At 57.3% G+C, this 20,270-nt stretch carries 18 protein-coding genes and 1 tRNA gene; 6 read left to right on the top strand and 13 right to left on the bottom strand.

What is annotated here, in order from left to right:
- Nucleotides 1-12 precede the first annotated feature (12 nt).
- From Q9R35_RS09695 to Q9R35_RS09680, 4 genes are all read left to right on the top strand, one after another.
- Nucleotides 13-2,412, top strand: coding sequence for a mechanosensitive ion channel domain-containing protein (locus tag Q9R35_RS09695; protein WP_311219766.1), 2,400 nt, complete (start codon nt 13-15; stop codon nt 2,410-2,412).
- A 99-nt stretch (nt 2,413-2,511) separates the two neighbouring features.
- Nucleotides 2,512-3,810 carry an MFS transporter gene (locus tag Q9R35_RS09690; RefSeq protein WP_042488942.1) on the top strand — a complete coding sequence of 433 codons (1,299 nt, stop codon included), beginning with the start codon at nt 2,512-2,514 and terminating at the stop codon, nt 3,808-3,810.
- 15 nt (nt 3,811-3,825) lie between these two features.
- A complete protein-coding gene (locus Q9R35_RS09685; protein WP_240513939.1) occupies nt 3,826-4,941 on the top strand; it encodes an aminotransferase class V-fold PLP-dependent enzyme in 1,116 nt (371 codons plus the stop codon).
- A gap of 12 nt (nt 4,942-4,953) precedes the next feature.
- On the top strand, nt 4,954-5,370 hold the full coding sequence (locus Q9R35_RS09680) for a hypothetical protein (RefSeq protein ID WP_042488935.1): 417 nt from the start codon (nt 4,954-4,956) through the stop codon (nt 5,368-5,370).
- Between the two features lie 9 nt (nt 5,371-5,379).
- Here the strand turns inward: Q9R35_RS09680 and Q9R35_RS09675 are convergent, their stop codons facing one another.
- From Q9R35_RS09675 to mgtE, 4 genes are all read right to left on the bottom strand, one after another.
- Nucleotides 5,380-5,943: a helix-turn-helix domain-containing protein gene (locus Q9R35_RS09675; RefSeq protein WP_223254014.1), complete on the bottom strand. Its 564-nt coding sequence runs from the start codon at nt 5,941-5,943 to the stop codon at nt 5,380-5,382.
- A gap of 74 nt (nt 5,944-6,017) precedes the next feature.
- The gene (locus tag Q9R35_RS09670) at nt 6,018-7,034 is read right to left on the bottom strand and encodes an HD-GYP domain-containing protein (RefSeq protein WP_199265632.1); all 1,017 of its coding nucleotides are present in this window, start codon (nt 7,032-7,034) and stop codon (nt 6,018-6,020) included.
- The gene (locus tag Q9R35_RS09665) at nt 7,027-9,993 is read right to left on the bottom strand and encodes an MHYT domain-containing protein (protein WP_311219765.1); all 2,967 of its coding nucleotides are present in this window, start codon (nt 9,991-9,993) and stop codon (nt 7,027-7,029) included. The genes Q9R35_RS09670 and Q9R35_RS09665 overlap by 8 nt, the downstream gene beginning before the upstream one ends.
- A gap of 161 nt (nt 9,994-10,154) precedes the next feature.
- A complete protein-coding gene (mgtE, locus tag Q9R35_RS09660; protein ID WP_311219764.1) occupies nt 10,155-11,495 on the bottom strand; it encodes a magnesium transporter in 1,341 nt (446 codons plus the stop codon).
- Nucleotides 11,496-11,978: 483 nt separating this feature from the next.
- Between mgtE and Q9R35_RS09655 the strand changes: the two genes are divergently transcribed.
- A complete protein-coding gene (locus tag Q9R35_RS09655) occupies nt 11,979-12,740 on the top strand; it encodes a hypothetical protein (protein WP_042488924.1) in 762 nt (253 codons plus the stop codon).
- 65 nt (nt 12,741-12,805) lie between these two features.
- Here the strand turns inward: Q9R35_RS09655 and nhaA are convergent, their stop codons facing one another.
- The 9 genes from nhaA to Q9R35_RS09610 all read right to left on the bottom strand — a co-directional run bounded on the left by nhaA (nt 12,806) and on the right by Q9R35_RS09610 (nt 19,178).
- Nucleotides 12,806-14,170 carry a Na+/H+ antiporter NhaA gene (nhaA, locus tag Q9R35_RS09650; protein ID WP_199265635.1) on the bottom strand — a complete coding sequence of 455 codons (1,365 nt, stop codon included), beginning with the start codon at nt 14,168-14,170 and terminating at the stop codon, nt 12,806-12,808.
- A gap of 118 nt (nt 14,171-14,288) precedes the next feature.
- Complete coding sequence (gene dtd / locus Q9R35_RS09645) at nt 14,289-14,747, bottom strand: D-aminoacyl-tRNA deacylase (protein ID WP_063693184.1); 459 nt, start codon at nt 14,745-14,747, stop codon at nt 14,289-14,291.
- Nucleotides 14,748-14,762: 15 nt separating this feature from the next.
- Nucleotides 14,763-15,107 carry a multidrug efflux SMR transporter gene (locus Q9R35_RS09640; RefSeq protein WP_042488916.1) on the bottom strand — a complete coding sequence of 115 codons (345 nt, stop codon included), beginning with the start codon at nt 15,105-15,107 and terminating at the stop codon, nt 14,763-14,765.
- Between the two features lie 6 nt (nt 15,108-15,113).
- Entirely contained in the window at nt 15,114-15,632 is a 519-nt protein-coding gene (locus Q9R35_RS09635; protein WP_042488913.1) for a DedA family protein, read from the bottom strand.
- A gap of 36 nt (nt 15,633-15,668) precedes the next feature.
- The gene (locus tag Q9R35_RS09630; protein WP_042488910.1) at nt 15,669-16,139 is read right to left on the bottom strand and encodes a GNAT family N-acetyltransferase; all 471 of its coding nucleotides are present in this window, start codon (nt 16,137-16,139) and stop codon (nt 15,669-15,671) included.
- Complete coding sequence (locus tag Q9R35_RS09625) at nt 16,136-16,537, bottom strand: YchJ family protein (protein WP_042488906.1); 402 nt, start codon at nt 16,535-16,537, stop codon at nt 16,136-16,138. The genes Q9R35_RS09630 and Q9R35_RS09625 overlap by 4 nt, the downstream gene beginning before the upstream one ends.
- Before the next feature lie 336 nt (nt 16,538-16,873).
- Nucleotides 16,874-17,632 (bottom strand): M48 family metallopeptidase, encoded by a 759-nt coding sequence (locus tag Q9R35_RS09620; protein WP_311219763.1) that lies wholly within the window; start codon nt 17,630-17,632, stop codon nt 16,874-16,876.
- A gap of 175 nt (nt 17,633-17,807) precedes the next feature.
- The gene (locus Q9R35_RS09615; RefSeq protein ID WP_311219781.1) at nt 17,808-19,130 is read right to left on the bottom strand and encodes an MFS transporter; all 1,323 of its coding nucleotides are present in this window, start codon (nt 19,128-19,130) and stop codon (nt 17,808-17,810) included.
- Nucleotides 19,100-19,178 (bottom strand) — tRNA-Ile (locus Q9R35_RS09610). Before Q9R35_RS09610 ends, Q9R35_RS09615 begins: the two co-directional genes overlap by 31 nt.
- 786 nt (nt 19,179-19,964) lie before the next feature.
- On the opposite strand from Q9R35_RS09610, the gene Q9R35_RS09605 reads away from it, so the two are divergent.
- Entirely contained in the window at nt 19,965-20,231 is a 267-nt protein-coding gene (locus Q9R35_RS09605) for a hypothetical protein (protein ID WP_042488002.1), read from the top strand.
- Nucleotides 20,232-20,270: the final 39 nt, after the last annotated feature.

Genomic DNA, 20,270 nt, shown 5'->3' with positions numbered 1-20,270 from the left:
GAGACAGAAGCTATGAAGCCGCTAAGACTATGTGTGCAGGTCTTGCTCGTGTGCCTGAGCCTGATGGGGGGCTGGACGGGAGCACAGGCACAAGCCTTGTCCGAGGTAGAGCAAGAGCGTCAAATGATGCGGGATCTACAGCGGACTCAGGATGAAATTCGCCTGATGCAGTTCCGGCTGGAAGGCAACCAGATCTCGATACGGCCGGAGCGTGCTTACGAGCAGGATCAAAAGCTGCTGCAAGCGCAGGAGTTGTCTAGCCGGGTGGTACAGTCGCTGGAACGCCGTAGCCGACTGGTGCGAGCCCGCTTGCAAGAACTGGGCGAGGACGCCGGGGACGAGGCCGACCAGGCCACACTTCATAACGAGCGCATGCAGTTGCGGCGAGCCGATGCTGCCTTGCGTGCGGATTTGCGCGTAGCGCGCCTGGTGCAGCTGGAAACGCAGCAGACCCGTCAGTTATTGCGAGAGGCGACCAAGCGCTACGAGTACGCCAAACGCTGGCAACGCAATTCCTCTTTGGTGTTGTTTGAAAGCCTGCCCGAGCTGAAAGAGGCCTGGCCGGCAGATCGGCAAAGGCTGTCCGACTTCGCGCAACAGTGGCGTCAAACCTGGCACACCAGCAGTTGGCAGCAAAGTAGCGCTTCATTGTGGATGGCGGCGGCGGTCCTGATTCTGACGAGCTGTTTGTTCCGCGTCATGCCCGTGTGGGTCAGTCGTTATTTGCCGGCGGGACGCCTGCGCCGCTCCAGTCTGACGATTGCCAATTTTCTGCTGTGGTTTGTGCTCAGCTGGATCGTGGCCGACCTGGTGGTCGAGCTGCTGTTTGACCGGCCAGACCTGCAAGCCTTGCAGCTGGATTTGCTGGCCCATCTGAAAATATCGGCCGTTATTGCCGCCGTGGCGTTCGCTTGTATCAAAGGCATTGTGATGCAGCCTCGGGCCACCTGGCGCTTGATCCCCATCTCGGATCAGGCCCAGCGCGGGCTGCGTTACTTTGCGCCTGCCTTTTTTCTGATTGCGTTTGCCGATATTACCGACGTTTTTTTCCAGGCCTCACTGGGCATGTCGGACGCGTTTCAGTCTCTGATTGATGGCGTCAGCAGCGTGCTGTATTTGCTGCTGTATGGCTATGGCTTGTGGGTCTTGCGGGGCGAGCTGTTTGGCAAGACCGATGCAGCGGGGCAGGGGGGAGCCAAAACGGCGCGGGGCTGGGCGCGACTGGCTTTCAAGGGCGCTGTCCTTATCTATATGCTGGTGCTGGGACTGTTCGTTGGCGGCTGGCAGGGTTTGTCCGATGATTTGATGTCGCATTTCATAACTATGCCTTTGGTGTTTGGTCTGCTTACCTATGTGGGCATGGTTTGGCTGCAGGATGTGTCGGACTCCTTGCTGACGTATTTGCAAAACCGCAGCCGGGACCCCGTGGCTGCACCGATTCGAGTGCAAAGCCAGTTCATTGTGGTGTTCTTTGCCATTGCCCGCATGACGGTGCTGGGTTTGGCCGTTTGGCTGATTAGTGGCGACTGGTTAAGTGAACCGAAACAGCTGCTGGAGTCGGGGCTGGATGTATCGCGTGAGGCCTTGCGTCTGGGTGCGGTGCAGTGGCGCCTGGATTTGTGGTTGATTGCCTTGGGCGTGATGCTGGTAGGCGCCGTGCTGATCCACTTTTTGCGTGTCTGGCTGCGTCAGAACTACATGCCCAACACCACACTGGAGCCCGGCCTGCAAAATGCCATCGTGGGCATGGTGGGCTATGTCGCTTACTTCGTTCTGCTGGTGATTTGTCTGTCCATGCTGGGTGTACCGATTGAGTCAGTCACCTGGATCTTTACCGCTTTGACGGTGGGCCTGGGCTTTGGTTTGCGGGGTATTGTGCAGAACATTGCTTCTGGCCTGATGCTGATGGTGGAGCGCCCCGTCAAAGTCGGGGACTGGGTGGAAGTGGAGGGCAGCGAAGGCAATGTGCGCCAGATCCGTTTGCGGGCGACGTATGTGGAGCGGTTTGATCGCACGATGGTGATGGTTCCCAACGCCCAGATGATGGGGCGGCAGGTACGCAACCTGACCTACACGCCCACCTCTCTGGGGGCGATTGAGTCCCGCTTGTTGTTCCCGCTGGATGTGGACGCGGATGCCGTCATGCAGATTCTGCGCGACGCTGTGCTGTCCGAGCCGGAAATTCTGGACGAGCCTGCCCCCATCCTGTCGTGTGACGGGATTTTTGGTGATGGGGTCGCGTTCAGTACGCGTTGTTTCATCAACAGCATGCGGGTGCACCGCCGGGTGCGCAGCAACCTGATGCTGGATATCTTGCGCCGTCTGCGTCAGCAGGGCATCAGCTTGCATCCGGCGCAACGCTGGGTGCAGGAAGCCATGGACAAGGACAGGGCCGAGGACGAAGACCTTTAGGGTTTTCCCAGTGATTGAAAGCTGAAATATTCATCCGTATAATTTGTTTAGCCACACTAAACAGAAGAAGCGCGTGATGCGCATCAGGATGGATGAGACATGAGCAAGAAACAGTCCTCTCAGGGCGAAGCACCCGTATCGCCCTGGCGTGCTGCCAGTGCTGCTGGTTTAGGCACCATGATCGAGTACTACGATTTTCAGTTGTACGGCGTCCTGGCGGTCACGCTGAGCGTGCTGTTTTTCCACGCCGGTAATGAAAATGCGGCCTTGCTGTCCACGCTGGCCGTGTTTGGCGGCGCCTTTCTGGCCCGGCCCTTGGGCGGGATCTTCTTTGGCTGGTTCGGTGACAAGCATGGTCGTACCGCTGCCTTGATGTTCACCATTGTGGGCATCGGGGTGGCCAGTGCATTAATGGGCATGCTGCCCACCTACGCTACCCTGGGCCTGGCTGCGCCGGCCTTGCTCTTGCTGTGCCGTTTGCTGCAGGGCTTTTTTGCCGGGGGTGAAATTACCGGCGCGGCCACGTATGTGGCGGAATGCTCGCCCCCCGGCAAGCGCGGTTTTTTTGGTGCATTCAATCCGGCAGCGGCCACTTTGGGCTTGTCCCTGGCCACGGGGGTAGCTGGTTTGGTGACGGCATTGGTGGGCAAGGAAGCCATGCTGGATTGGGGCTGGCGCATTCCCTTTTTGCTGTCCATTCCCTTGATCATTCTGTGCGTCTGGGCCCGTTCGCGCATTGAGGATTCGCCGCGCTTCAAGGAAATGCTCAAAAGCCATCACCCCGAGCATTCGCCCTTGTCCTTGATTGTGCGTGATTACCGCCGCCCCCTCTTGCAGGTCATTGCCATTGGTTTTGCCCAGAATGCGGCAGGTTACGTGGGCGTGGTCTACCTGAGTACCCACTTGATCCACACCCTGAAATACGACGGCACTGCGGTGTTCTGGCTGATTTCCCTGGTCACCTTGTGCTCGGCCTTCATCATGCCTTTTGCCGGCGGCCTGTCTGACCGCTTCGGTCGCAAGCCTTTGTTGACGATTGGCTTGCTGGGCTATCTGGTGCTAGTGCCCTTGACCATGTGGGTTGCCTCCTGGGGCAGTTTCCCGCTGGCGGTCATTGCCGTAGCCGTGTCCATTTTGCCCTTCATCGTGGTCCAGGCCGTGGGCTATCCCTTGTATGCCGAATTGTTCCCTACGCGAGTGCGCTATAGCGGCGTGTCGCTGGGCTTTAACATCGCCACCATTCTGGGTGGAGCGACGGCGCCGTTCGTGGCGTCCTGGCTGACGGGCCTGACCGGTTCCAGCATGGCACCCGCCTTCTATGTGATGGTCGTGGCGCTGATCGGGATTGCCGCCCTGAGCACGGTGCAGGAAACCTCTGGCCGTCAGTTGGCCGATTGATTTTCAAGGAAGTGAATGATGTCCGGATATTTTCTTTATCACTCCATTGGCATGTTCGAGGGCAAGGAAGCCGCCATGCGTGCCGAACTGGATCAGTTCAGCCAGGTCTGGTCGGCTCAGGATGATGGCCAGTGGGGCTACGCCTTGGGTCAGAAGCAGGCGTTCATGGATGCCTGGGCCAGCCTGATTGGCGCGGACTCCAAGGATATTGCGCTTAGCGAAAACGTCACTGGTGGCCTCTACAGCATTCTGGGTTCCTTGCCTGCGCATGTGCTCAAAGGGCGTACCTTGCTGGTCGCCGCTGATTGCTTCCCCAGCCTGCATTTTCTGCTGCAAAAGCTGGCCCTGCGTCTGGGTTTCACCCTGCGTACCGTGCCCTTGAGCGCGGGCCTGTCCTATGTGACGGATGACGATTTCATCAATGCCTGGGACGACAACGTGGGCCTGGCCCTGGTGACCTGGGTCAGCTCGACATCCTCGCACCGGGTGGATGTCGATCGTATGGCGCAGTGTGCGACGGAGCATGGCAGCCTGATGGCGCTGGATTTGACGCAAGCGGCCGGTCTGGTGCCGTTTACCGTGCATGAAGGCGTGGCCTTTACCTTGTCGGCGTCCTTGAAGTGGGCCTGCGGCGTGTCGGGAGCCAGCCTTTTGCACGTGCGTGCGGATCTGATCGAGCAGTGCGAACCCGAGTTCCGTGGCTGGTTCAGCCAGGAAGATCCCTTTAACTGGAATCTGGACCAGTTCAGCTATGCCGAAGGCGCACGTCGTTTTGACCATGGCACACCGGCTATTTTGGGCAGTATCGCGTCCTTGCCTGGCATGCGTTTTGTGCTGGAAACCGGCGTGGAAAAATTGCTGGAACAAAACCGGGCATTGACGGCTATCTTGCTGGATCGTGCAGACAAGGCCAATTGGCCCGTGCTGACGCCCTTGGCCGAGAATGAGCGCGGCGGCAGCATCATGTTGCGTGCCAGCAGTGCCCAGCGTGCGCAGGCCATGGTGGATCAGTTGCGCGAGCAGGAGCTGTATTGTGACCAGCGTGATGGCGTTTTGCGCTTGTCGCCCGGCAATGTCTGCACCGAGCAGGATGTGCTGCGCCTGTGCGACACCTTGCAAGCCGGTTGGTAAGGAGAAACAGGGATGGATAGCCAAACTTGGGCGCATCAAGCCAGCCGCCGTATCGAACGACCGGCCAAGGTCGTGATGGACTATATGGCGGATCTGGATGCTCTGGGACGCTGGTCCCTGGGCTGCTTTGATACGCAAACGGTGGAGCCGGGCCTGGTCGTGGGCACGTCCTTGTTTGACGGTGGCCAGACCCATGTCAGCGTGGAGATTCTGGCCGAGCAAGGGCTGATTCGCTACTGGGTCGGCAGCGCCACGCAACGCACGCCACGCATCAGCGCCATGGTGCAGCCGCTGGATCAGGATTCCTGCATTTTGATCATGCTGGCGACACGCGGTGCAGACATGGATGAAAACCGCTGGCTGCGTTTGCAGCGTTGCCATGAAACCGAGCTGGATCTGATCCAGGCCCAGCTGCACAGCGCGGCCTAGTTCTGGCGCTTAATAGCTGGGCGGGGTGATCGCCACAATAAAACGCACATCCTTGTCGTAAGGATTGCGATAGGCATGGGGCAGGCTGGAGTTGAAATAACAGCTGTCGCCCGTTTGCAAACAGTGCTGATCATCCCCCACATCGACCAGTAGCTGGCCTTCGGTAACCAGCACACATTCCTCGGCAGGGTGGCTCCAGCGCTGCCCGACCGAGCTTCCGCCCGGCGGCAAAAAGCCCGCCAGCATTTCGATACTGCCAAAGCCGGGCGATACCCGCTGATACTGCACGCCCGAGGCGGATTGAATGCTCATGCGCTCGTTCTGGCGCACCACCGCCACTTGTTCCACATTGTCATCCAGCAAGGAAAACAAAGGCGTATCCAGCGCACGCGCGATCTGGCGCAAGGTGTCCAGACTGGGCTGGGTCAAGCCGCGCTCTACCTGGCTGATCAGGCCCGGGGAGACCTCGGCCAGCTCGGCGAGCTTGCGCAAAGACAGTTTTTTATGAAGTCGGACTTGGCGAATACGCAAAGCGGCCATGTAGGATCGGGCAGGAGATGATAAAGCCGTCATTGTAAGACAGGCCTGCCGGGCTGAGGGCGAACGGCCAGTCTGACAGCAGAGTTGCGGATGAGCTTGGGGCCTGTCTATGCCTTGGCCAGCGTATGCGGATCGTCCGCCCATTTTTCCTTGATATGCAGCATTTCGGGCAAGCATTTGTCCAGCAGGGCCACCAGTTGCGGATCAAAGTGCAGGCCGGATTGCTCGCGCAGATAGCTGATACAGCGTTCCACACTCCAGGCTTTCTTGTAGGGCCGGTCACTGGCGAGGGCGTCAAAGACATCGGCCACGGCCACAATGCGGGCGGGCAGGGGGATTTCCTCGCCCTTCAAGCCGTAGGGATAACCGCTGCCATCCCATTTTTCGTGGTGATACAGTGCAATTGTGCGCGCCAGTTTCAGCAGGCCATGGGAGTGCTGGCCAATAATGCGGGCGCCAATCAAGGTGTGCGTACGCATGATTTTCCACTCGTGGGCTGTCAGCTTGCCGGGTTTTTGCAGGATGGAGTCGGGGATACCGATTTTGCCGATATCGTGCATGGGTGCAGCATGCAGCAACTCGTCGGCCGCTTCACTGGAGTAGCCCAGCCAGTGCGCCAGAATGCGGGTGTAGTGGCTCATACGGATAACGTGGCGGCCAACCTCGTTGTCCTTGTATTCGGCGGCCGTACCCAGGCATCGAATAATTTGCAGGCGGCTATCGCGCAGTTCCTGCATTTGCACCAAAGACAGATGGTTGCGGATGCGCGCCTTCAGAATCGCCGGATTGAAGGGCTTGGAGATGTAATCCACCGCCCCCATGTCCAGGCCCATTTGCTCGTCATGTGGTTGCGAGAGCGCCGTCACAAAGACGATAGGAATATGCCGGGTCTTGATGTCTGCCTTCAAGGCTCGACAGACTTCGTAGCCCGACATTTGCGGCATCATGATGTCCAGCAGGATCAAGTCGGGCAGATCCCGTTGCGCCAGCTCCAGCGCCTTGACGCCATCTTTGGCAAAGAGCAAGCGGTAGTCCTGTTGCAGGGTATGACGCAGAATTTGAAGGTTGGCCGGCTCGTCATCGATGAGCAAGAGGGTAGCGCGTGGCGCGGTAAATTCATTCATGACGTGGCGTATCCTTGGCCAAGCTGGCATTCAGGTCTTTGATCAGCGCGGACAGGATGATACTGGCCTGAGCAAAGTCGAATACGTCTATAGTTTTATTGAGATTATTCAGGGTATCCGTTTGCCCTGTGCTTTCCAGGTACTGGCAAACCACCTGCAAGGCCGGTTCATCAAGCTCGTTGAGCAAGACACTGTTATGCAGGATATGGAGGTAGTTCAAGGCCACGTCGGGGGTGTGTACCACGATGTTTTGCGGGTTCGAATAGGGCGTGGGGGCGCCATGATGGCTTAACTCGTGGGCAATGCGGCTGAACATGTCCTGTAGCTGCTCAATACGGCCACGCATCTGGCGAGTCTGACCATGCCGAATTTTGTCTTCCAGCTCGGCACTCAGGGCAGAGACTTGTGGCAGGCCCAGATTGCCGGAGGTGCCGCGAATACCGTGCAGGCTGCCCAGCACAATTTCCCAGTTCGGTGAGGGCTGCTTGATTTCGTCAAGCGGGTAACGGGTATGCAGGTCTGACAGGAAACTGAGCAGGGCGCGACGCAGACGGACTTCCGAGCCCCACAGACTCAGGCCCATGTCCCAATCGATCAGGCTGCTCTCTTGCGGCTCAACGTTGTGCTCCGTAGAGTCAGCGGGGCTTAACCCCATGACCAGGGCAATTTCCTGCAGCAAAGAGGGCAGGTCCAGCGGTTTGGTGGCAAAGCCGTTCATGCCGGCTTCCTGTGCGGCGCGGCGATCGGATTCCATGACGCTGGCGGTCAGTGCAATCAGGGGCAAGGGAAGGCGTGCTTCGCGGCGTTCCTGCTCGCGCCAGCGGCGGGCGGTTTCCAGGCCGTCCAGCTCGGGCATATGCACATCCAGCAAGGCCACGTCAAAGTCTTCCTCGGACAGCAGCTCCAACACTTTGTGGCCATTATCGGTAGCAATCACCGAATGCCCGTGCTGCTCCAGTGCCAGGGTCAACAGTTCCTGATTCAGGCTGACGTCATCAGCCACCAGAATACGCAAAGGAGGCAGTTGCGGAAGATGAGGATCGTCCGGGTTCAGGCTGGGCTCTTTACCGGGCTCCAGTGGAATGCGGACCTCGAACACACTGCCTACGCCCAGGGTGCTTTGAACTTCCAGCGTACCGCCCATCAAGTCGACCAGCTGGCGCGCAATGGACACGCCCAGCCCCGTCCCACCGAAACGGCGGCTGATGGACACGTCGGCCTGGGTAAAGGGGGTAAATACATGGCGCAGCTGATCGGGCGTCATGCCGATGCCGGTATCGGTGACACGGATGGAAACGGCATTGCGTCCGGGTTCCGGGTTCACCTCTACGCGCACTGCACCGCTTTGTGTGAATTTGATGGCATTGCCGATCAGATTGTTCAGCACTTGCTGAATACGCAGCGGATCGCCTTTGTAAAAGGGGTGCAGATTGGGCGCATAATTCAGACGGAATTCCAGGTTCTTGGCGTCGGCGGCCAAACGCAGCGAGGCCATGACCTGCTCGCACAGTTCAATCAAGGAAAAATCGACCTGTTCCAGCTCCACCGAGCCTCGTTCCAGCTTGGTGGTGTCCAGAATATCGTTCAGCAAGGCCAGCAAGGAGCGAGCGGACTGGTTGATGATGGCCAGGTGCTTGTTCTGTTGCGCATTGAGCTGGTCGTTCAGCATCAAGTCGCTAAAGCCGATAATCGCGTTCAATGGGGTGCGGATTTCGTGGCTCATATTGGCCAGGAAGGCACTTTTGGCCTGGGCCGCCTGTTCCGCTTTTTCGGCGCTTTGACGCAGGGACTGGGTCAGCGCGTTGTAGCGGCTCATATCGGTGACAAAACCCACAAATAGCGGGTCGCCTGGTTGGCGAACCTTGCCAACCGCCAAGCGCATCGGCATCAAACTGCCATCTTTACGCAGTCCGGTCACGTCCCGACCTACACCAATAATCTTGGGGTCATTGCTACGCAGGTAATTGGACAGATAACTGTCGTGGCGCGAGCGATCCGGCTCGGGCATCAGCATGTTCACATTGCGGCCCAGCACTTCACCGGCTTTCCAGCCAAACAGGCGTTCTGCCGAATGGTTGAAGTCCAGAATGGTCCCGTGGCTGTTGATGGTGATGATGCCGTCAATCGCTGTATCCACAATGGCACGGTTATGTGATTCGCTCTCTTCCATCTTCAGAAACAGCTGGCGATAGCGCAGCAGACCATTGGCAGCGGTAACCAGCACCGTTACGGTAATGGTGAAGGTAGACAGCACCATGGACGCAAAGGTGCTGTTGAAGACGATCATGTCATCGGGCGGAGTGGTCTGGCCTATGAAACGGGCGGCGGCCATGCCGGTGTAGTGCATGCCGGAGATGGTCAGGCCCAGCACAATGCCGCTGATCACCACGCGTTGCAGCAAGGTCAGGCGAGTGCGATGCAGGCGAAAGCGTATCCACAGGGCCACGGTTGCCAGTACCACCGCCAGCACAATCGACAAGAAGAAAGTAAAAGGCTCGTAGCGCAGCATCGGTGCCATCCGCATGGCCGCCATGCCGCTGTAATGCATGGTGCCTATGCCCAGGCCCACCAAAATGCCGCCCACAATCAGGTGCAAGCGCTGGACACGAGCTTGCGAGAGGATTTGCAGCGCCACCCAGGATGCGCCCACGCTGGGCAGAACCGACAGCATGGTGATGGCCGGGTCGTAGTGGACGCTGGTACAGAGTTCAAAGGCCAGCATGCCAATAAAGTGCATGGTCCAGATGCCGCCGCCCAGAGCAATGGCACCCGTGCAGATAGCAATCTGGCGATGCAGGCGCAAGTCCGCCATGCGGGCAATATGGGCCGTGTGCAGGGCCATGCCCGAGGAGAAGATGGCAACCAGTAGCGACAGGATGACCAGACCACTGTTATAGCTGCCAACCAAAAAGGGAGCCATCTGGTCCGCACTGATGAAGAACTGGTCGAGTATCCGCATAGGTGCTTATGTCCGAAGCGGCCCATGAAGGCCAAGTTAGACGAAATGTGTCAGGCTCCCCCTGCCTGCCAGAGGGAATGTAACGGTGAAATTCGGATAGGTTACCGAGTTTGTCTCTTACTGTGCAGTTTTTTGTATGGATTGAACAAAAATATTCATGGCTAGAGCAGCGTTCCGGTCAAGAGCAGCGCGGCGACGGAGAAATAAATGACCAAACCGAGCACGTCCACCAGAGTCGCCACCAAGGGCGCCGAGGCGCTGGCCGGGTCGAAACCGACGCGTTGCAAGATAAAGGGCAGCATGGAGCCGATGCAGGAACCAAAGGTCACAATCCCGACCAGGGCCAGCCAGATGGTGAAGGCAATCAGCAAGGAATGTTCGCCGTAGTCGTACAGGCCCAGGTGCTGCCAGATTTCAATACGGACAAAGCCGATCGCCCCCAACATGGTGCCCAGCACCAGGCCCACAGGCAGTTCGCGCAGCAGAACGCGCCACCAGTCACGCACCCGGACTTCACCCAGGGCCAGACCGCGAATGAGCAGGGAAGTGGCTTGGGAGCCGGAGTTCCCGCCGGAGCTCATGATCAAGGGAATGAACATGGCCAGGACCACGGCCTTTTCCAGCTGAATTTCGTAGTACTGCATGGCACTGGCGGTCAGCATTTCACCCAGGAACAGAATGGCCAGCCAGCCGCCCCGTTTGCGGACCATGGTGCTAAAGCCCGCCTGCAAATAGGGTTTGCCAATATGTTCGGCACCCCCGAAGCGGTTCATGTCTTCGGCGGCCTCGTCCATCAGGGCGTCAATCACGTCGTCCACCGTCACAATGCCGATGATGGCATTGGCCTCGTCCACGACCGGGATTGCCAGAAAGTCGTGGCGGCGTATCAGTTGAGCCACGGCCTCCTTGTCCGTCAGGGCCTGCACGGCAATGGGGCTGTCGCCACTCCACAACTCGGTCAGGGCCGCTTGCGGGTCGGCGCACACCAGCTTGCGCAAAGGCACCACAAATTGCAGTTGTTGCTTGTCGTTGACCACATAGATGGCATAGACCGTTTCGCGGGTACTTTCCACTTCCCGAATGTGCTGCAAGGTTTGTGCCACATTCCAGCTCATGGGCACTTGCAGAAACTCGGTAGTCATGATGCCGCCGGCTGTGTCTGCCGGATAGTGCATCAGACGCATGATGGAGGTGCGGGTGTGCTGAGTCAGGCGGCCAAGAATCTGCTCCTGATCTTCATGGTCCAGATCTTGCAGCAAGTCGGCCATTCGGTCTTCGGCCAGTTGCTCCAGGACTGGCAGGCGCTCGGGACGTGTCAGCTCTGTCAACAGCGCACTGGCCCAACGCAGCTCCGGTACTTCCAGCAAGGCCTGCAAACGTTCGTTATCCAGTTCCTGGGCAGCGAGCAGCGCGGGGCCTTGCTCCAGCTGATTCAGGGCCAGAACAATATCGGCAATCGGGGTTTGGGGGCCAAGTAGCTCAGTTGATGGATGCGTGGACATGCAATACTCCAGTGGGCGTGCAGGTACAGGGTCTTGAATTCGGGAGGCTGGCTCCGGGCCAACAGACCGTAAAGCGAACCGGCTCAGTTCGCATGAAACTCGCTAGGATAGCGTTCTTTGCGAATACGTGCTGCCCAGGCCGGGCGCAGGAAACGCCAGGCCGCTGCATTTTGTCTGGAAAATTGCTGATGCTGTGGTCTAAGTATGTCTGTGAATCGATCCATGATTTGCCCATAGAACCGCTCAGTGCAATACCAAGCTGAAAATCAGCGTGATGAAGAATATCGCCATCGTAGGGAGGTCTGCACGGGAAGTCAAAGCGATTGCAATGATGCGCAAACAAATGATTTGTGCTGTTAAGGTGGGGGTTGCGCCCTTGCATCGAACTTGAGACGGTTCAGAGGGTGCTATAGTGCCCGCTTTGCCGCATAACGGCGATTCGACCCAGGCGGGCCAAGGCCCACTACACGATCAGGAACAACCATGAGCAATGCGATTAATTTTGACAAGGGCAACTACCGCTTCATTCCGACCGGCGTGAACCGCTTTTCGGGCGGGGTGGCCGCTCAGCCCGGTTACGAGATCTGCCGGGTCGTGTTTTCTGCCCCCGTGCCACTGAAAGAAGGCTTTGACCTGATTCAAGCCGTGCTGGAAGCGGAAGAGCGTCCGTTGACGGCTTTGTGCGCTTGCGAGCTGCGCTCCCCCGAGCCAGTCAGCGACAGCGATTTCAACAAATTCAATGAGCTGTACCTGGAAACGCTGAAAGAATGGGGCCTGATCAAAGGCAAACACAATCCGGTCGCACGCAGCAATGTGTCGCCTTTGGTAGGCGCGCCTGCCGAACCCAGCTTTTACGCCTTCAGCTACACGGTGGAAACCGATATTGAGGAAGCGACCTTTGTGATTGCGGGCAGCTGCGAAGTACCCGAAACGCCCGATGACTATATAGAGAGCATTGTGGCTTATCAGGACGTATCGCCTGAGGGCTTGCTGAAGAAAGCTCAGTGGGTTCTGGGTGAAATGGAGCGTCGTCTGGAAGTGCTGGGCCACGAGTGGGCTGATACCACCGCAACCCATGCCTACACCGTGCACAATCTGCACCCCTTCATGGCCAGCGAGCTGGCCAATCGTGGTGCGATCAGCCATGGCCTGGGCTGGCACCTGGCGCGTCCCCCGGTCAAGGATCTGGAATACGAAATGGATTGCCGCCGCATCCTGAACGAGCGTGTGCTGACCATTGATTAATTGATCAGTCCCCCCAAAAAAAAAACAGGCCCACATCAATGTGGGCCTGTTTTTTTTCTGGTTGCTTATGCCTGGCTATACGCTGCCTGGCTGGCAGACTGCTGATAGCGACGACGCACCATCAGACCCCATACCAAGCCCAGTACCGCGGACGCCAACGAGCCGCACAGAACGCCCAGCTTGGCCGCATCCAGCAGAACCGGCTCGGCAAAGGCCAGGTTGGCCACAAAGATGGACATGGTAAAGCCGATACCGGCCAGCAAACCAATCAGGGTGACGCCTGCCCAATCCATGCCGGCAGGCAGGGTGCATAGACCCAGGCGCACGGGCAACCAGGTGCCCAGCAGGACGCCCAAGGGCTTGCCCACAATCAGGGCAATGGCCACACCAAACAGTGCGCTTTGTGCGCCGGCAGCATTCAGGTCCAGGCCATTGAGGCTGACCCCGGCATTGGCCAAGGCAAACACCGGCATGATGATGAACGCCACCCAAGGATGCAACAGTGCAGGAATACGCTGAACCGGCGGCAGGATTTCACGCTGGGCCAGCTGCATCTTCTGCAAGGTGTGCATGATTTCCTGGGTGTCGTGCTGGCCTTCCAGCTCGGCTGCCAGTTCCAGATTCAGGTGACGGGCCTTGCGTGGCAGTGGCAACGTGCGCACGGGACTCATCATGCCCAGGACCACACCGGCCAGGGTGGGGTGAGCACCTGTTTTCAGCAGGCCAAACCACAAGATCGCGCCGGGAACGACATAGGCCCACGCCGAGCCTATGCCCATTTTTTGCAGACCCAGAACCGCCACAATCCCCACTCCTGCAATCAGGAAAGCGCTGTAGTCCAGACCGCCGGAGTAAAAGAAGGCGATGATCAGGATGGCGACCAGGTCGTCAATAATGGCCAGCGCCAGCAAGAATACCCGCAGGCTGGGAGGCAGTGAGCGGCCCAGCAAAGCCAGTACGCCGACGGCAAAGGCAATGTCGGTGGCGGTAGGAATGGCCCAACCCATCAGCACTTTCGGGTCGGGGTTCATGGCCGCGTAGATCAGTGCAGGCAAGGTAATGGCGGACAGCGCTGCACAGATAGGCAGCATGGCCGAGCGCCAGTCGGACAGGGCGCCATCATGAATCTCGCGGCGAATCTCCATCCCGACAACCAGGAAAAACAGGGTCATCAAGATGTCGTTGACCCAAAAATGCAGATCTTGCGAGAAACGCCAGGAGCCCAGCTCCAGGGTGACCTGGGTATGCCAGAGGGCTGAGTAGCTATCAGAAAATGAAGAGTTGGCCCAGATCAGGGCCACGGCTGCAGCCAGCAGCAAAACGACCCCGCCCAAGGCCTCGATATGCAAAAGGCGCTGCAATTGAGCTTGAAGCTGGCGGGTCAGAACATGGGCACGCGGCAAGGGCGCACCGGGGGAAGGGTGGGACATGGTCGGCAAATCTCCACAAGGCGGCCCGACCTTGCGTATGTAATTAACCTGCCTTGCTGCACCATGCCAGCAAAACACCCTGCGCAATTATAGGGATGGAGTTTCTTTAAGGCAAACGTCAGCTTGGGTCGGTGTCCGGAGCGATATGCAAGGGAATGGTGACTGGACCATCGTTGGTCAGACTCAATTGCATATCGGCACCAAACACACCGCACTGTGTATCAGGCAGGCGGGTACGGGCCATGGAAACCAGCTCATCAAACAAGGGTTGGCTGATAGCAGGGGGCGCCGCACGGCTAAAACCGGGACGGTTACCCTTGCGTGTGTCGGCAGCCAAGGTAAATTGGCTGACCAGCAAGAGCTGGCCGCCGGCTTGCAACAGGTTCAGATTCATCTTGCCCTGCTCGTCCGAGAAAATGCGCAGAGCCAATAATTTGTCCAGCAAACGTGAGGCTTGCTCGCTGGTATCGCCGTGTTCGGCACAGACCAGAACGGCCATGCCAGCACCAATTTTTGCAACGGTCTGCTTGTCGATATCGACTTGAGCCTGGCGTACGCGTTGAATCAGGGCAATCATGTTTACTTATCCGAATTAATGGCCGACGGCTTTGGAAAACAGGTTCACAATCAGCACGCCCACCACAATAAAGCCAATGCCAATCATGGCGGCCAAGTCCAGTTTCTGCTTGAAGACGACCCAGCCGATCAGCGAAATCAGCACAATACCCACGCCACTCCAGATGGCATAGGCCACCCCGACCGGCATGACGCGCAGGCTAAGCGACAGGAAATAAAACGCGCCCGCATAAAAGAGCACGGTAAACGCACTGGGTACTACTTGGGTGAACTGCTCAGAGCGCTGCAGCAGGCTGGTGGCGATGATCTCGAAGATAATCGCGATGAATAAATGCAGGTAGGCGAGGCTGACAGGGGTCATGGAAAATCAGGGTTGAAAACTGAACCAGCCGGGAAGCAGCAGAACGCTGGCCCATAAGGCGGCCGAAGCCCAGGATGATATATGAAAGCTGAGGGGCGACATGGCACAGGTGCCGGCAATCAAGGGGACTGTCGAGCGCAAAGGCCCCACAAAACGACAGGCCACAATACTAAACCATCCCCAGCGCGCAAAAAACGCCTGTGCTTTCGCATACAGGTGCAAACGCTTGCGCGCCCACTCAAAGTGGAACAGGTTGCCTCCGTAGCGCTGGCCCAGAAAAAAGGAAATGGCATTGCCAATGCCAGCACCCAAGGTGACGGCCAGCCAGACAGGCAATAAATCCATTTCGCCGGCGCCCACCAGGGCCCCAACGGACAGCAGGATGGCGGTGCCGGGAATGATGAGGGCTAAAAAGGGCAGGGATTCAACCAGGCACAGCGCAAACACGGCGGGAGCGACCCATTGAGGATGCGCGCTGATCAGCGCCGTGGCTTGTTCTGCAAAATTGCTTAAAGTGCTCAGCATATCAACCAGAAGGAAGGGACAGCGATGCGCTGTCCTTTAGTTCAGGGCAAGGCTTAGAATCAGACGGTCCTTGTGCTGCAAACCGTCCTCAAACAGGGCCTCGTCGTAATGGTGCAGGAAATAATCCGATTCAACAGCGACCACCCGAAAGCCGGCGCGTTGATAGAAAAAAATTGGGTAGCCAATGGTGCCGGTAGCAACGTACAAGGTCTGCCCGCCTTGCTGGCGCACATAATCAATCACGGCAGACAGCAGCGTGGCACCCAGCCCATGACCTTGATGGGAGGGCTGAACGGCAATGTTCATCAGCTCCCAATCCCGAGCATTTCTGCGCTGCAAAATAGCCGCTGCCACAATTTCACCCTGATCCTTGATGCACCAGGCGTGAGGCGTGTCCCGGTAGCCTTCAATCAGACGAATGCTGGGGTCTGCTTCCAGAAGCAAAGCCATGGGCAGGCTGGAGCCATGGATCTGCTCCACTTGTTCTGGCTTGCTGGGCTGGCTCATGAAAAATCCCCGTCCACGTAAAACCACTGGCCTTGCTCAAGGACAAAACGGCTGACTTCATGCAGACGATTTGCCCGGCCATTCAAGCGGTTGCGAGCCACAAACTCCACAATGGCTTCCGTGTCGGAAACACGCTCATGACGCCGCAGGTCCAGGCCCAGCCATTGCAAACCCTGCGGATTAGGTTCCAGTGAATGGGGGCGAGTGGAGCTATGCCAAGTGGCCAGCAGGTAGTCCAGATCGTCCCGTACAAAAGCACTGTAACGTGAACGCATCAAGGTGGCGGCATCGGGGGCTTGCAAGTAGTGAGGGCCTTGGTGCCAAGGGCCACAACAGGCTTCGTAGGTGTTGGAACTGCCGCAAGGGCAGGAGTTTTTTGAAGAGGAAGACTTTTTCAAGAGCGTAACTGCCAAGACCAAAGAATGGCACAAGCATACCTGAAAGCAGGTATTGGTTTTTGGTGCCCCCCGCGACGAAAAGTAACTGCTTTCAGGCTATGTCTTGCCGTGCCTGGATTGTGATTCAGTTTGGGGCGTTCGAGCTAGTACGGGTACGGATGCTGGGTGATTGGTTCTCCCGAGAACCAAAAAGTTCCGAACCGATGTTTGTCGTGAGGTCAGCGGCTCCTTCCATGATTCGCCATCTCTGACAGTTTGGGCAGGCGTGCATCATAAAAAAACCCGCCCGCAAAAGCGGACGGGTTACAGGCATGCTGCTTGCTACGTCGACTGGGCTTATTTGGCCGCGTCGATGCGCTGTTGCATGCGCTGGGCGCGTTCCTTGGAGCCGGGGTGCGAGCTCATCACGCTGCTTTCACCACCATCCAGGGAAGCCAGTTTTTCAAAGGCAGAGACCAGACCTTGGGTCTTGAGTTTGCGCTCGGTCAGCAGTTCAAAGGAGTAATCGTCAGCGTCGGACTCTTGCGACTGCGAGAACTGAGCGTTCAGGAAGGCTTCGGACAGCTCGCCCAATTGGCTGGAGTTCAGTTGAGCAACCACGCCGTTACCGGTAGCGGCAGCCGCGTCACGGGCAGCGGACAGACCGTAGGCGGTTTGCATGGCTTTCTTGCTGTGGCCCAGTTCAACGTGGCCCATTTCGTGACCGATCACGCCGCGCAGTTCGTCGTCGTTCATCTTGTCCATCAGACCGGCGTAAACACGGATACAACCGTTGGCCATGGCCCAGGCGTTCACTTCCTGAGTCTGGTAAACCTTGAAGTTTGGTGTTTGACCGTTCAACTGTTTCGTCAAAGGTTTAACGACACGTTGCAGGCGCTTGTTGTACTTGCTGTTGGCGCTGGCCACTTTGTTTTCAGCGTCCATCTGCTTGCAAGATTGATCAGACAGGGCAATCACTTCCTGATCGGACAAACTGAACGCCTGGACAGCCTTGCTGCCCGCACCCACCATGCCACCCACATCCATTGTCTGGCAGCCTGCCGTCAGGCCAGCGACGGCCAGCATAGCGGCCAATGCACCCATACGAAAAGTCATGAACTTCCCCTTCTACTTATAAAAAGAGAAGCGATTTTAATGACTAGGCAGCGAAGGATTCCCATATAAAACAATCTTTAACAATTGTTGTTTATGTGCTTACGGTTATATAAAAGACGTTGGGCGGCACGATAAGCGATTTTGGCTGCTTTTAAGGGCAGGGAGCGGGTGGGATTCAGCGAGATGGACGAGCAGCAATAAAGGCCAACAGCACGGACAGTGCTGCCAGAAAGGCCGCTGCGACTGGCAGGGACGCCACAGAAAACCGATTCAATACGAATCCCCCAAAGGCGGTTCCCAGTCCTACACCAATATGCATGGCAGAGAAATTCAGACTGATGCCGGCCTGGGAGGACTCGCTGTCAGTACGTATCAAAAAGCTTTGTACAACCGGAGAAATCATCCAGCTGATACAGCACCAGAGGAGCAACATGAGGCTGCCCAGCCAAAGCAGATGATTCAGCAAGAAAGGCAAGGAGAGCAGGGCCCCGAGATAAAGAGTCGGGACAAGCTTCAAGGCGAGGGCTGCAGGTAAACGATCCGCTAGACGCCCACCTGCATAGCCCCCCAGGACACCCGCCAGGCCCATTATGCCGAAGGCGTAGGCGGATCCTTCTGGCGTTAGCGCTTCAACATCCAGTAAATAAGGCAGCAGGTACGCAAATAGTGCAAAGTGGCCCGCGATCATTAATACAGATACGCCTTGGGCGGCCAGCAAACGCCTATTGGCCAAATGCCGACGGTATGAAAGTTGCATCTTTGTGTCTGGTTCGCTTGTCGGGATATAGCGCCAGGACAGCAGCAGAACCACAGTTGCGACAGCGGCCAGCATGCTAAATACGCTGCGCCAGCCGCTCCATTGGCCCAGCATCATGCCTATTGGCACCCCCAGTACGAGTGAGCCGCTGATTCCCATAAAAATAAGGCCGATGGCACGGCCTCGCAACGAAGCGGGAACCAGTTTTGTGATGAGGGTAGTGGCAAGTACACAGACCACGGCACTGGCGCACGCCATGATCATTCTTGCCAGAAACAACAGCGTGAAGGACGGGCTGAGGGCGGCCAGGACATTGCCAAAGACGAACAGCGCCAAGGCACTCAAGTACAGGGGACGAGGGCGTATCTGATGCCCCAATAAAGGTACGCAGGGGGCCATCAAGGCAAAGCTCAGGGAAAAAACTGCTGTTAACTGGCCAGCGAGGGCCACGGAGACGTGCAAGCCGGATGCCACCTCGAGTACCAGGCCGACAATGATATTTTCTGCTGTTCCCGTGACGAAAGTAGCCAGGGCAAACAGGAAGACGCGGGGATCCATGCTCTTTTTCCTCTGAACGTGATGACCACGCCAGAACACACCGACGTGGTTAAACCAGGCGATCGGGTTTCGAGGCAGAGCTTCGGTTATCCCTGAATGAATAAAAGCCGCAGATTGTGCGGCTTTGAGATACAGGTGCAGCTTGAAATGGATGGTGCCCCCCCCGTGAGTCGAACACGGCACCAACGGATTATGAGTCCGCTGCTCTAACCAAGCATGAGCTAGAGGGGCAACAAGTCCGCAATTATTACATAAAGTCCGTGTTTATGCCTAGCGACGCGGCGCTCGGAGCAAGAGATTGGGGCCTGCGGGAAGCGAACCGTATTTGCTCGCGATTGGTAGCACCTTGTTGTGTGTCCTTGGAGCACAATAAGCGCGTCTAAAACCCAGAGAATAATGATGAAAACACTTATTTTGGCTTTGACCATGACGGCTGTTCTGTCCGCCTGTGCCGTCCATACTCCCAGGGGTTCGGTCATTGTGGATCCAGACGGGCACGGTGGATATGGCCAGCGTCACTGTCCACCCGGACAGGCTAAAAAGGGCAATTGCTAAGCAAGCCCTTCAGGCGGCATTCTTATTTGCGTTGATAGCGTTTGCTACCTGTGCTGGTTTCACAATAACGTCCTCCGCGTGGGCCCGTGCAATAGGTGCCACTGGAGCAGGAGCAAGCGCTACCAGAGCGCAGCGCTTGGGGAGCAGGCTGCGAACTTCGTCCCGCTGTGCCGGTGTAGGCGGGGCAAGATCGCTTGCTGCCACTGGCAGAACCGTCACGGCATACAAAAACCTCCCCCTCGCAATGGGAAATACCGCCTTTCTTGCCTGAGCAGGGGGTGTTTCTTGCCTGAATACTGAGAGGAAGCAATGCCATGATCAGGCACAGTAACAAGCATTTCATTGTTGTCTCGCATGTCAGGGATGAGCTGGAGCCCCTGATGGTCTTGCCATAAAAAGAGCATTGAAAAATAATAGTTTTTTATGCTCTGCTATAGCTGAAATTTTGTTTTGGATGTTGTCATGCGAATCTTAATGCTTGTTCCCGCCTTATTGCTAGCCGCTTGCCAAACTACGGCACCCCCCGAGACAGTGGGCAGCGAAGCGTGGCTGGAAAAGGTGGATCGCCAGTTGGCTGTTTCTGATGGGCAAGGGCACGGTCCCGACTACGGCTCGCAGGAGTGGTGCAACGTGGTCCATATCCGTTTGTATGGTCAGCACCCGGTACAGCCTGTACCTTGCGATCAGGCCTGGATGGAGACGGTCAATCAGGAAATGAATAAGCGTTAAGGAAGGGGGGCAGATTGTTTTAAGCAGCCGATTTATTCT

It is taken from the genome of Alcaligenes sp. AB3, assembly GCF_031844565.1.
GTDB classification, from domain to species: domain Bacteria; phylum Pseudomonadota; class Gammaproteobacteria; order Burkholderiales; family Burkholderiaceae_B; genus Alcaligenes; species Alcaligenes faecalis.
This window is presented reverse-complemented; position numbering and strand designations above follow the sequence as displayed.